This window comes from Pseudomonas sp. 8209, from assembly GCF_028682105.1.
In the GTDB taxonomy this organism is placed as follows: Bacteria; Pseudomonadota; Gammaproteobacteria; order Pseudomonadales; family Pseudomonadaceae; genus Aquipseudomonas; species Aquipseudomonas palmensis.
This window is the reverse complement of the sequence record NZ_JANIAH010000004.1, coordinates 421960-435007: the sequence shown is the minus strand read 5'-3', so window position 1 is coordinate 435007 and position 13048 is coordinate 421960. Positions and strand designations below refer to the sequence as shown.

Below are 13048 nucleotides of genomic sequence, written 5' to 3'. Positions count from 1 at the left end.
TGGCAATGCAATACAATCTCACCAGGATCGACCCCGATGCGCCCAACGAGCAGTATCCAATCGGTGAACGGGAAACCGTCTCCGATTCGCTGCTAGAGGACCAGGTCCACAAGAACATCTTCATGGGCAAGCTCGAAGATGTACTCAGTGGAGCCGTCAACTGGGGGCGCAAGAATTCCCTGTGGCCGTACAACTTCGGCCTCTCCTGCTGCTACGTGGAAATGACCACGGCCTTCACGGCGCCCCACGACATCGCCCGCTTCGGCGCCGAGGTCATCCGGGCATCGCCGCGTCAGGCCGACTTCATGGTCATCGCCGGCACCTGCTTCATCAAGATGGCGCCGATCATCCAGCGCCTGTACGAGCAGATGCTCGAACCCAAGTGGGTCATCTCCATGGGTTCGTGCGCCAACTCCGGTGGCATGTACGACATCTACTCGGTCGTTCAGGGGGTCGACAAGTTCCTCCCCGTGGATGTCTACGTGCCTGGCTGCCCGCCTCGCCCCGAAGCGTTCCTGCAAGGCCTGATGCTGCTGCAGGAATCGATCGGCAAGGAGCGGCGCCCTCTTTCGTGGGTCGTCGGCGATCAAGGCGTGTACCGCGCCGAGATGCCGTCGCAGAAAGAGCAGCGTCGTGAACAGCGTATCCAGGTTACCCACCTGCGCAGCCCCGACGAAGTCTGATCCAGCGACCTGCCGCCTGTTCATTCGAGCAGGCGGCCTGGCTTCATTCTCTACGTTGACCGAAAGCGATCGAGACCATGACAGCGGACACCGCTATTTACATCCCGCCTTACAAGGCTGACGACCAGGATGTGGTCGTCGAATTGAACAATCGTTTTGGCCCCGAGGCGTTCACCGCCCAGGACACCCGCACCGGCATGCCGGTGCTTTGGGTTGCCCGCGCCAAGCTGATCGAAGTGCTGACCTTCCTGCGCAACGTGGCCAAGCCGTACAGCATGCTGTACGACCTGCACGGCGTGGACGAGCGCCTGCGCACCCAGCGTCGCGGCCTGCCGGGCGCCGACTTCACCGTGTTCTACCACCTGCTGTCCGTCGAGCGTAACAGCGACGTGATGATCAAGGTGGCACTGAACGAAGGTGACCTGAACCTGCCCACCGTCACCGGTATCTGGCCCAACGCCAACTGGTACGAGCGCGAAGTCTGGGACATGTTCGGCATCGACTTTGCCGGCCACCCGCACCTGACCCGCATCATGATGCCGCCCACCTGGGAAGGCCATCCGCTGCGCAAGGACTTCCCGGCGCGCGCCACCGAGTTCGACCCCTACAGCCTGAACCTGGCCAAGCAGCAGCTCGAGGAAGAAGCCGCACGCTTCAACCCCGAAGCCTGGGGCATGAAACGTTCCGGTGCCAACGAGGACTACATGTTCCTCAACCTTGGCCCCAACCACCCTTCGGCTCACGGTGCGTTCCGTATCGTGCTGCAGCTGGACGGTGAAGAGATCGTCGACTGCGTCCCGGACATCGGCTACCACCACCGTGGTGCCGAGAAGATGGCCGAGCGCCAGTCCTGGCACAGCTTCATCCCCTACACCGACCGCATCGACTACCTGGGCGGGGTGATGAACAACCTGCCCTACGTGCTCGCGGTCGAGAAGCTGGCCGGCATCAAGGTGCCGCAGAAGGTCGACACCATCCGCATCATGATGGCCGAGTTCTTCCGCATCACCAGCCACCTGCTGTTCCTGGGTACCTACATCCAGGACGTCGGCGCCATGACCCCGGTGTTCTTCACCTTCACCGACCGTCAGCGCGCCTACACCGTGATCGAAGCCATCACCGGTTTCCGTCTGCACCCGGCCTGGTACCGTATCGGTGGCGTGGCCCACGACCTGCCGCGCGGCTGGGAAAAACTGGTCAAGGACTTCGTCGACTGGCTGCCCAAGCGCCTCGACGAGTACACCAAGGCCGCCCTGCAGAACAGCATCCTCAAGGGCCGTACCATCGGCGTGGCTGCCTACAACACCAAGGAAGCCCTGGAATGGGGCGTCACCGGTGCCGGCCTGCGTTCGACCGGTTGCGACTTCGACCTGCGCAAGGCACGCCCGTACTCGGGCTACGAGAACTTCGAGTTCGAAGTGCCGCTGGCCAGCAATGGCGATGCCTATGACCGCTGCATGGTGCGCGTGGAAGAAATGCGCCAGAGCATCAAGATCATCGACCAGTGCATGCGCAACATGCCGGAAGGCCCGTACAAGGCGGATCACCCGCTGACCACGCCGCCGCCAAAAGAGCGCACCCTGCAGCACATCGAGACCCTGATCACGCACTTCCTGCAGGTTTCGTGGGGCCCGGTCATGCCGGCCAACGAGTCCTTCCAGATGATCGAAGCGACCAAGGGCATCAACAGTTACTACCTGACGAGCGACGGCGGCACCATGAGCTACCGCACCCGGATCCGCACTCCGAGCTACCCGCACCTGCAGCAGATCCCTTCGGTGATCCGCGGCAGCATGGTCGCGGACCTGATTGCGTACCTGGGCAGTATCGACTTCGTTATGGCTGACGTGGACCGCTAAGCATGAATAACACGCTTATCCAAACCGACCGTTTCGCCCTGAGCGAAACCGAGCGCTCGGCCATCGAGCACGAGATGCACCACTACGAGGACCCGCGCGCGGCGTCCATCGAAGCCCTGAAGATCGTTCAGAAGGAACGCGGCTGGGTGCCGGACGGCGCCGTGTACGCCATCGGCGAAGTGCTGGGCATCCCTGCCAGCGACGTCGAAGGCGTGGCCACCTTCTACAGCCAGATCTTCCGCCAGCCGGTCGGCCGCCACATCATCCGTGTGTGCGACAGCATGGTCTGCTACATCGGCGGCCACGAGTCGGTGGTCAGCCAGATCCAGAGCGAGCTGGGCATCGGCCTGGGCCAGACCACCGCAGACGGGCGTTTCACCCTGCTGCCGGTATGCTGCCTGGGCAACTGCGACAAGGCCCCGGCCCTGATGATCGACGACGACACCTTTGGCGACGTGCAACCTGCCGGCGTTTCCAAACTGCTGGAGGGTTACGTATGACCATCACTTCCTTCGGCCCGGCCAACCGCATCGCGCGCGCCGCCGAAACCCATCCGCTGACCTGGCGCCTGCGCGACGACGGCGAGCCACTGTGGCTCGACGAGTACCAGGCCAAGGACGGCTACACCGCTGCCCGCAAGGCACTGGCGCAGATGTCGCAGGACGACATCGTGCAGACCGTCAAGGACTCCGGCCTCAAGGGCCGTGGCGGTGCGGGCTTCCCGACGGGCGTCAAATGGGGCCTGATGCCCAAAGACGAATCCATGAACATCCGCTACCTGCTGTGCAACGCGGACGAAATGGAGCCCAACACCTGGAAGGACCGCATGCTGATGGAGCAACAGCCCCATCTGCTGATCGAAGGCATGCTGATCAGTGCCCGCGCGCTCAAGGCCTACCGCGGCTACATCTTCCTGCGTGGCGAATACACCACCGCCGCGCGCAACCTCACCCGTGCGGTCGAGGAAGCCAAGGCTGCCGGCCTGCTGGGCAAGAACATCCTGGGCAGCGGTTTCGATTTCGAACTGTTCGTGCACACCGGCGCCGGGCGTTACATCTGTGGTGAAGAAACCGCACTGATCAACTCCCTCGAAGGCCGCCGCGCCAACCCGCGCTCCAAGCCGCCCTTCCCTGCCGCCGTGGGCGTGTGGGGCAAGCCGACCTGCGTGAACAACGTCGAGACCCTGTGCAACGTGCCGGCCATCGTCGGCAACGGCATCGACTGGTACAAGTCGCTGGCCCGCGAAGGCAGCGAAGACCACGGCACCAAGCTGATGGGCTTCTCCGGCAAGGTGAAGAACCCTGGCCTGTGGGAACTGCCCTTCGGCGTCACCGCCCGCGAGCTGTTCGAAGACTACGCCGGCGGCATGCGCGACGGCTTCAAGCTCAAGTGCTGGCAGCCAGGCGGCGCCGGTACCGGCTTTTTGCTGCCCGAGCACCTCGACGCCCAGATGTACGCCGGCGGCATCGCCAAGGTCGGTACCCGGATGGGTACGGGCCTGGCCATGGCCGTTGACGACAGCGTCAACATGGTCTCGCTGCTGCGCAACATGGAAGAGTTCTTTGCCCGCGAATCGTGCGGCTTCTGCACCCCGTGCCGCGACGGCCTGCCGTGGAGCGTCAAGCTGCTGCGCGCCATCGAGAAAGGCCAGGGTCAGCCAGGCGACATCGAGACGCTGCTGGGGCTGGTCGGTTTCCTCGGCCCAGGCAAGACCTTCTGCGCTCACGCACCCGGTGCGGTCGAGCCGCTGGGCAGTGCCATCAAATACTTCCGCCCCGAGTTCGAAGCCGGCATCGCAGCCACTGCTGCACCGCGCCCGGACTTGGCCAAACCCGTTGTGGTTGGCGCATAACGAACAAGAAGACGGGCGGTCCGTGCCGCCCGTTGCCCGCGATGCTCGCCCGGATGACGGCGAACCGCAGGCATACAGCTTTCCATTAGCCACGCCCGCAGACGCGGGCCAACGAAGAACTTTGAACCATGGCCACTATCCACGTAGACGGCAAAGAGCTCGAAGTCAACGGTGCAGACAACCTGTTACAGGCGTGTCTGTCGCTAGGCCTCGACATCCCCTATTTCTGCTGGCACCCGGCGCTCGGTAGCGTCGGTGCCTGCCGCCAGTGTGCGGTCAAGCAGTACACCGACGAGAACGACACCCGTGGTCGCATCGTCATGTCCTGCATGACCCCTGCCACCGATGGCAGCTGGATTTCCATCGAAGACGAAGAAGCCCGCGTGTTCCGCGCCAGCGTCGTCGAATGGCTGATGACCAACCACCCGCACGACTGCCCGGTGTGCGAGGAAGGCGGTCACTGCCACCTGCAAGACATGACGGTGATGACCGGCCACAACGAGCGCCGCTACCGTTTCACCAAGCGTACCCACCAGAACCAGGAGCTCGGCCCGTTCATCTCCCACGAGATGAACCGCTGCATCGCCTGCTACCGCTGCGTGCGCTACTACAAGGACTACGCCGGCGGTACCGACCTGGGCGTGTTCGGTGCGCACGACAACGTGTATTTCGGCCGTGTCGAGGACGGTGCCCTGGAGAGCGAGTTCTCCGGCAACCTGACCGAGGTCTGCCCGACCGGTGTGTTCACCGACAAGACCCACTCCGAGCGCTACAACCGCAAGTGGGACATGCAGTTCGCCCCGAGCATCTGCCATGGCTGCTCCAGCGGCTGCAACATCAGCCCGGGCGAGCGCTACGGTGAACTGCGCCGCATCGAGAACCGTTTCAACGGCTCGGTGAACCAGTACTTCCTGTGCGACCGTGGCCGCTTCGGCTACGGCTACGTCAACCGTACCGACCGCCCACGCCAGCCACTGCTCCAGGACGGCCAGAAACTGGGCCTGGACGCCGCGCTGGACAAGGCCGCCGACATGCTGCGCGGGCGCAACATCGTGGGTATCGGTTCGCCCCGTGCAAGCCTGGAGAGCAACTACGGCCTGCGCGAGCTGGTGGGTGCCGAACATTTCTATGCAGGCATGGAAGCCGGTGAGCTGGAGCGCGTGCGCCTGGCTTTGCAGGTGCTCAACGACAGCCCGCTGCCGGTGCCGACCCTGCGCGACATGGAAGACCATGACGCGGTGTTCGTGCTTGGCGAAGACCTGACCCAGACCGCTGCCCGCGTGGCCCTGGCCCTGCGTCAGTCGGTCAAGGGCAAGGCCGAGGCGATGGCCGATGCCATGCGCGTTCAGCCATGGCTCGATGCCGCGGTGAAGAACATCGGCCAGCACGCCATGTACCCGCTGTTCATTGCCAGCCTGAGCGAGACCAAGCTCGACGACGTGGCGCAGGAGTGCGTGCACGCCGCGCCGGACGACCTGGCCCGCATCGGTTTCGCCGTGGCCCACGCCATCGACCCGAGCGCCCCAGCCGTCGAAGGCCTGGACGCCGAAGCCCTGGACCTGGCCAAGCGCATCGCCGACGCCCTGGTCGCGGCCAACCGCCCACTGGTGGTTGCCGGTACTTCGCTGGCCTCCAGGGCTCTGATCGAAGCCGCTGCCAACATCGCCAAGGCACTCAAGCTGCGCGAGAAGAACGGCTCGCTGAGCCTGGTGGTGCCCGAGGCCAACAGCCTGGGCCTGGCCATGCTCGGTGGCGAGTCGATCGATGCGGCGCTGGACGCCGTGATCGCCGGCAAGGCCGATGCCATCGTAGTGCTGGAAAACGACCTGTACAGCCGCGTACCGGCTGCCAAGGTCGACGCTGCCCTGGCCGCGGCCAAGGTGGTGATCGTTGCCGACCACCAGAAAACCCCGACCACCGACCGTGCGCACCTGGTGCTGCCGGCCGCCACCTTCGCCGAGGGCGACGGTACCCTGGTCAGCCAGGAAGGCCGCGCCCAGCGCTTCTTCCAGGTGTTCGACCCGCAGTACCTGGACAGCAGCATCCTGGTGCACGAAGGCTGGCGCTGGATGCACGCACTGCGTGCCACCCTGCTCAACAAGCCGGTCGACTGGACCCAGCTGGACCACGTGACCCACGCCGTGGCTGGCGTGGTGCCGCAACTGGCCGGCATCGTCAACGCCGCGCCATCGGCCGCGTTCCGCATCAAGGGCATGAAACTGGCCCGCGAGCCGCTGCGCTACTCGGGCCGTACCGCCATGCGCGCCAACATCAGCGTGCACGAGCCACGTACCCCGCAAGACCCGGACACCGCGTTCGCCTTCTCCATGGAAGGCTACTCGGGCTCCGCCGAACCGCGCCAGCAGGTGCCGTTCGCCTGGTCGCCGGGCTGGAACTCGCCGCAGGCCTGGAACAAGTTCCAGGACGAGGTCGGTGGTCACCTGCGTGCAGGCGACCCGGGCACCCGCCTGATCGAGACCCAGGGCGACAGGCTGAACTGGTTCGCCAGCGTTCCGGCGGCGTTCTCGCCGGCCCGTGGCACCTGGCAGGCCGTGCCGTTCTACCACCTGTTCGGCAGTGAAGAGAACTCTTCGCGCGCCGCCCCGGTGCAGGAGCGCATCCCGCAGGCCTACGTGGCACTGGCCAAGTCCGAAGCCGACCGCCTGGGCGTCAACGACGGCGCACTGCTGAGCCTGAACGTGGCCGGCCAGACCCTGCGTCTGCCGCTGCGCATCAATGAGGAACTGGGCGCAGGCCTGGTTGCATTGCCCAAAGGCCTGGCCGGCATCCCGCCTGCCATCTTCGGTGCATCCGTCGAAGGCTTGCAGGAGGCAGCACAATGACCTGGTTCACCCCTGAAGTGATCGATGTGATCCTCACTGTCATCAAGGCCATCGTGGTGTTGCTGGCGGTGGTGGTCTGCGGTGCGCTGCTCAGCTTCGTCGAGCGTCGCCTGCTGGGCTGGTGGCAGGACCGTTACGGTCCTAACCGCGTCGGCCCGTTCGGCATGTTCCAGATTGCCGCCGACATGCTGAAGATGTTCTTCAAGGAAGACTGGAACCCGCCCTTCGTCGACAAGGTGATCTTCACCCTGGCGCCGGTGGTGGCCATGAGCGCCTTGCTGATCGCCTTCGCGATCATCCCGATCACCCCGACCTGGGGTGTCGCGGACCTGAACATCGGCCTGCTGTTCTTCTTCGCCATGGCCGGCCTGTCGGTGTACGCCGTCCTGTTCGCCGGCTGGTCGTCGAACAACAAGTACGCCCTGCTCGGCAGCCTGCGGGCCTCGGCCCAGACCGTGTCGTACGAAGTGTTCATGGGCCTGGCGCTGATGGGCATCGTGGCCCAGGTCGGCTCGTTCAACATGCGCGACATCGTCGAATACCAGGCGCAGAACCTGTGGTTCATCATTCCGCAGTTCTTCGGCTTCTGTACCTTCTTCATCGCTGGCGTGGCCGTGACTCACCGTCACCCCTTCGACCAGCCGGAAGCGGAACAGGAACTGGCCGACGGCTACCACATCGAATATGCCGGCATGAAATGGGGCATGTTCTTCGTGGGCGAGTACATCGGCATCATCCTGATCTCGGCGCTGCTGGTAACCCTGTTCTTCGGTGGCTGGCACGGGCCGTTCGGCATCCTGCCGCAACTGTCGTTCGTGTGGTTCGCCCTGAAGACCGCGTTCTTCATCATGCTGTTCATCCTGCTGCGCGCCTCCATCCCGCGCCCGCGCTATGACCAGGTGATGGACTTCAGCTGGAAGTTCTGCCTGCCGCTGACCCTGATCAATTTGCTGGTGACCGCTGCGCTCGTGTTGCTCAACACGCCAGCTGTTGCGGCCCAGTGAGGATTTGACCCATGTTCAAGTATATTGGCGACATCGTTAAGGGCACTGGCACCCAGCTGCGCAGCCTGGTGATGGTGTTCTCCCACGGGTTCCGCAAACGCGACACCCTGCAATACCCCGAAGAGCCGGTCTACCTGCCGCCGCGCTACCGCGGCCGCATCGTGCTGACCCGCGACCCCGACGGCGAGGAGCGCTGCGTGGCCTGCAACCTGTGCGCCGTGGCCTGCCCGGTGGGTTGCATCTCGCTGCAGAAGGCCGAGACCGAAGACGGTCGCTGGTACCCCGAGTTCTTCCGCATCAACTTCTCGCGCTGCATTTTCTGCGGCCTCTGCGAGGAAGCCTGCCCGACCACCGCGATCCAGCTCACCCCGGATTTCGAAATGGCCGAGTTCAAACGTCAGGACCTGGTGTACGAGAAAGAAGATCTGCTGATCTCCGGCCCCGGCAAGAACCCTGATTACAACTTCTACCGTGTTGCAGGTATGGCCGTTGCCGGCAAGCCGAAGGGCGCCGCGCAGAACGAAGCCGAGCCGATCAACGTGAAGAGCTTGCTCCCTTAAGGAAGAAAGATGGAATTCGCTTTCTATTTCGCATCCGGTGTCGCCGTGGTGTCCACCCTGCGGGTGATCACCAACACCAACCCGGTGCATGCCCTGCTCTACCTGATCATTTCGCTGATCTCCGTGGCGATGACCTTCTTCGCCCTCGGCGCGCCGTTTGCCGGCGTGCTCGAAGTGATCGCCTACGCTGGCGCCATCATGGTGCTGTTCGTGTTCGTGGTGATGATGCTCAACCTGGGGCCGGCCTCGGTCGCCCAGGAGCGCGGCTGGCTCAAGCCCGGCATCTGGGGCGGGCCGGTGTTCCTCGCCGTCCTGCTGCTGGCCGAACTGCTGTACGTGCTGTTCGTGCAGCCGAGCGGCGCCGCCATCGGTCATACCACCGTTGACGCCAAGGCCGTGGGCATCAGCCTGTTCGGCCCTTACCTGCTGGTGGTGGAACTGGCCTCGATGCTGCTGCTGGCTGCAGCAGTGACGGCGTTCCACCTCGGCCGCAACGAGGCGAAGGAGTAAATCATGTCAGCAATTCCTCTCGAACACGGCCTGGCCGTCGCCGGCATCCTGTTCTGCCTCGGCCTGGTCGGGCTGATGGTGCGCCGCAACATTCTGTTCGTACTGATGAGCCTGGAAATCATGATGAACGCCTCGGCACTGGCATTCATCGTGGCGGGCAGCCGCTGGGCGCAACCGGACGGGCAGATCATGTTCATCCTGGTGATCAGCCTGGCCGCCGCCGAGGCCAGTATCGGCCTGGCGATCCTGCTGCAGCTGTATCGCCGCTTCCACACTCTCGATATCGATGCTGCCAGTGAGATGCGCGGATGAACCTACTCTTTCTGACCTTCGTCTTCCCCCTGATCGGCTTTGTGCTGCTGTCGTTCTCGCGCGGGCGGTTCTCGGAGAACCTGTCGGCGCTGATCGGTGTCGGTTCGATCGGCCTCTCGGCCATCGTGGCCGCCTACGTGATCTGGCAGTTCAACGTCGCCCCGCCTGAAGGCGGCGCGTACAGCCAGCTGCTGTGGCAGTGGATGCAGGTGGGCGACTTCAAGCCCAACTTCACCCTGTACCTGGACGGCCTGTCGGTGACCATGCTCGGCGTGGTGGTCGGCGTGGGCTTCCTGATCCACCTGTTCGCCTCGTGGTACATGCGTGGTGAAGCCGGCTACTCGCGCTTCTTCGCCTACACCAACCTGTTCATTGCCAGCATGCTGTTCCTGATCCTGGGCGACGACCTGCTGTTCATCTACTTCGGTTGGGAAGGCGTTGGCCTGTGCTCGTACCTGTTGATCGGTTTCTACTACAGCAACCGCAACAACGGCAACGCAGCGCTCAAGGCCTTCATCGTCACCCGTATCGGCGACGTGTTCATGGCCATCGGCCTGTTCATCCTGTTCCAGCAACTGGGCACCCTGAACATCCAGCAACTGCTGGTGCTGGCGCCGCAGAAGTTCCAGGCCGGTGATTTCTGGATCGTGCTGGCAACCCTGATGCTGCTGGGCGGCGCCGTGGGCAAATCGGCCCAGCTGCCGCTGCAGACCTGGCTTGCAGACGCGATGGCCGGCCCTACCCCGGTATCGGCACTGATCCACGCCGCCACCATGGTGACCGCCGGTGTCTACCTGATCGCGCGTACCCACGGCCTGTTCGCCCTGGCACCCGACGTGCTGCACCTGGTGGGTGTGGTCGGCGGCGTGACCCTGGTGCTGGCCGGCTTTGCCGCGCTGGTACAGACCGACATCAAGCGTATCCTGGCCTACTCGACCATGAGCCAGATCGGCTACATGTTCCTGGCCCTGGGCGTGGGCGCCTTCGACGGCGCGATCTTCCACCTGATGACCCACGCCTTCTTCAAGGCCCTGCTGTTCCTTGCCTCCGGTGCGGTGATCGTTGCCTGCCACCACGAGCAGAACATCTTCAAGATGGGCGGCCTGTGGAAGAAACTGCCACTGGCCTACGCCAGCTTCATCGTCGGTGGTGCCGCCCTGGCTGCCCTGCCGCTGCTGACCGCCGGCTTCTACTCCAAGGACGAGATCCTCTGGGAAGCCTTCGCCAGCGGCAACAGCGGCTTGCTGTACGCCGGCCTGGTGGGTGCGTTCATGACCTCGCTGTACACCTTCCGCCTGATCTTCATCGCCTTCCACGGCGAAGCCAAGACCGAAGCCCACGCTGGCCACGGCATCTCGCACTGGCTGCCGCTGGGCGTGCTGATCGTGCTGTCGACCTTCGTCGGCGCCTGGATCCACCCACCGCTGGCCGGCGTGCTGCCGCAGAGCGTCGGGCATGCCGGTGGCGAAGCCAAGCACAGCCTGGAAATCGCCTCGGGTGCCATCGCCATCGCCGGCATCCTGCTGGCCGCCATGCTGTTCCTGGGCAAGCGTCGCCTGGTTACCGCGATCGCCAACAGCGGTATCGGTCGTGTGCTGTCGGCCTGGTGGTTCGCCGCCTGGGGCTTCGACTGGATCTACGACAAGCTGTTCGTCAAACCTTACCTGCTGATCAGCCACATCCTGCGCAAGGATCCGGTTGACCGCAGCATCGGCCTGATTCCGCGTTTGGCCAAGGGCGGTCATGCCGCCATGAGCAAAACCGAAACCGGTCAGCTGCGCTGGTACACCGCCTCGATCGCCATTGGTGCCGTGCTTGTGCTCGGTGCCGTTGTTGTGGCTGCGGTCTGATATGAACCTTGCGACTTTGCGAAAGGAATTGAGCCCGTCATGATTTTGCCTTGGCTGATCCTGATCCCCTTTATCGGCGGCCTGCTGTGCTGGCTGGGTGAGCGCTTCGGCGCCACCCTGCCGCGCTACATCGCGCTGCTGACCATGTCCCTGCTGCTTGGTATCGGCCTCTGGCTGTGGGCCAACGGCGACTACACCCTGGCGCCTGCGCCGGGTGCCGCGCCACAGTGGGCCTACGAGTTCAAAGTGCTGTGGATCGAGCGCTTCGGCATCAGCCTGCACCTGGCCCTGGACGGCCTGTCGCTGCTGATGATCCTGCTCACCGGCCTGCTCGGTGTGCTCTCGGTACTGTGTTCCTGGAAAGAGATCCAGCGCCACGTCGGCTTCTTCCACCTCAACCTGATGTGGATCCTGGGCGGCGTGGTCGGTGTGTTCCTGGCCCTGGACCTGTTCCTGTTCTTCTTCTTCTGGGAAATGATGCTGGTGCCGATGTATTTCCTCATCGCGCTCTGGGGTCACAGCTCCTCGGACGGCAAGAAGACCCGGATCTACGCAGCCACCAAGTTCTTCATCTTCACCCAGGCCAGCGGCCTGATCATGCTGGTGGCGATCCTGGGCCTGGTACTGGTCAACTACGGCAACACCGGTGTGATCACCTTCGACTACACCCAGTTGCTCAAGGCCGACCTGCCGGCGGGTACCGAATACCTGCTGATGCTGGGCTTCTTCATCGCCTTCGCGGTCAAGCTGCCGGTAGTACCGTTCCACTCCTGGCTGCCTGACGCCCACGCCCAGGCGCCGACTGCCGGTTCCGTCGACCTGGCCGGTATCCTGCTGAAGACCGCGGCCTACGGCCTGCTGCGTTTTGCCCTGCCGCTGTTCCCGAACGCCTCGGCCGAGTTCGCGCCGATCGCCATGACCCTGGGTCTGATCGGGATCTTCTACGGTGCATTCCTGGCCTTCGCGCAAACCGACATCAAGCGCCTGATCGCGTTCTCCAGCGTCTCGCACATGGGCTTCGTGCTGATCGGCATCTACTCCGGCAGCCAGCAGGCCCTGCAGGGCGCGGTGATCCAGATGCTGGCCCACGGCCTGTCGGCGGCGGCGCTGTTCATCCTCAGCGGCCAGCTGTACGAGCGTCTGCACACCCGTGACATGCGTCAGATGGGTGGCCTGTGGTCGCGCATCGCCTACCTGCCGGCCATCAGCCTGTTCTTCGCCGCGGCTTCGCTGGGCTTGCCGGGTACCGGCAACTTCGTCGGCGAGTTCCTGATCCTGATCGGCAGCTTCGTCAGTGCCCCATGGGTCACCGCGATTGCCACCTCCGGCCTGGTGTTCGGCTCGGTGTACTCGCTGATCATGATCCACCGCGCCTACTTCGGCCCGGCCAAGTCCGACGAAGTACTGGCCGGCATGGACAACCGCGAACTGATCATGGTGCTGGGCCTGGCGGTACTGCTGATTGTGCTGGGCGTTTACCCGCAGCCGTTCCTGGATACCTCCGCCGCCACCATGAGTGGTGTGCAGCAGTGGCTCGGCTCCGCTTTCACTCAACTCGCTTCGGCCCGGTAAGAG

11 protein-coding genes are annotated in these 13048 nt (G+C 64.1%); all 11 read left to right on the top strand.

Features of this window, described 5'->3' with window-relative positions:
- The first annotated feature begins 5 nt into the window (after nucleotides 1-5).
- Nucleotides 6-683, top strand: coding sequence for an NADH-quinone oxidoreductase subunit B (locus NP552_RS11155; protein WP_043860865.1), 678 nt, complete (start codon nucleotides 6-8; stop codon nucleotides 681-683).
- A gap of 77 nt (nucleotides 684-760) precedes the next feature.
- On the top strand, nucleotides 761-2542 hold the full coding sequence (gene nuoC / locus NP552_RS11150; protein WP_043860866.1) for an NADH-quinone oxidoreductase subunit C/D: 1782 nt from the start codon (nucleotides 761-763) through the stop codon (nucleotides 2540-2542).
- A gap of 2 nt (nucleotides 2543-2544) precedes the next feature.
- Nucleotides 2545-3042 carry an NADH-quinone oxidoreductase subunit NuoE gene (gene nuoE / locus NP552_RS11145; RefSeq protein ID WP_043860867.1) on the top strand — a complete coding sequence of 166 codons (498 nt, stop codon included), beginning with the start codon at nucleotides 2545-2547 and terminating at the stop codon, nucleotides 3040-3042.
- Complete coding sequence (nuoF, locus tag NP552_RS11140) at nucleotides 3039-4394, top strand: NADH-quinone oxidoreductase subunit NuoF (RefSeq protein ID WP_043860868.1); 1356 nt, start codon at nucleotides 3039-3041, stop codon at nucleotides 4392-4394. The genes nuoE and nuoF overlap by 4 nt, the downstream gene beginning before the upstream one ends.
- Nucleotides 4395-4522: 128 nt before the next feature.
- Entirely contained in the window at nucleotides 4523-7237 is a 2715-nt protein-coding gene (gene nuoG, locus NP552_RS11135; RefSeq protein ID WP_043860869.1) for an NADH-quinone oxidoreductase subunit NuoG, read from the top strand.
- The gene (gene nuoH / locus NP552_RS11130) at nucleotides 7234-8241 is read left to right on the top strand and encodes an NADH-quinone oxidoreductase subunit NuoH (protein WP_054915105.1); all 1008 of its coding nucleotides are present in this window, start codon (nucleotides 7234-7236) and stop codon (nucleotides 8239-8241) included. Before nuoG ends, nuoH begins: the two co-directional genes overlap by 4 nt.
- Nucleotides 8242-8252: 11 nt before the next feature.
- A complete protein-coding gene (gene nuoI / locus NP552_RS11125; RefSeq protein ID WP_009400993.1) occupies nucleotides 8253-8801 on the top strand; it encodes an NADH-quinone oxidoreductase subunit NuoI in 549 nt (182 codons plus the stop codon).
- Nucleotides 8802-8810: 9 nt separating this feature from the next.
- Nucleotides 8811-9311 (top strand): NADH-quinone oxidoreductase subunit J, encoded by a 501-nt coding sequence (gene nuoJ, locus NP552_RS11120; RefSeq protein ID WP_043860871.1) that lies wholly within the window; start codon nucleotides 8811-8813, stop codon nucleotides 9309-9311.
- A 3-nt stretch (nucleotides 9312-9314) separates the two neighbouring features.
- A complete protein-coding gene (nuoK, locus tag NP552_RS11115; protein ID WP_010220409.1) occupies nucleotides 9315-9623 on the top strand; it encodes an NADH-quinone oxidoreductase subunit NuoK in 309 nt (102 codons plus the stop codon).
- Entirely contained in the window at nucleotides 9620-11473 is a 1854-nt protein-coding gene (gene nuoL / locus NP552_RS11110; RefSeq protein ID WP_043860872.1) for an NADH-quinone oxidoreductase subunit L, read from the top strand. The genes nuoK and nuoL overlap by 4 nt, the downstream gene beginning before the upstream one ends.
- A 39-nt stretch (nucleotides 11474-11512) precedes the next feature.
- The gene (gene nuoM / locus NP552_RS11105; protein WP_043860873.1) at nucleotides 11513-13045 is read left to right on the top strand and encodes an NADH-quinone oxidoreductase subunit M; all 1533 of its coding nucleotides are present in this window, start codon (nucleotides 11513-11515) and stop codon (nucleotides 13043-13045) included.
- The last annotated feature ends 3 nt before the right edge of the window (nucleotides 13046-13048 follow it).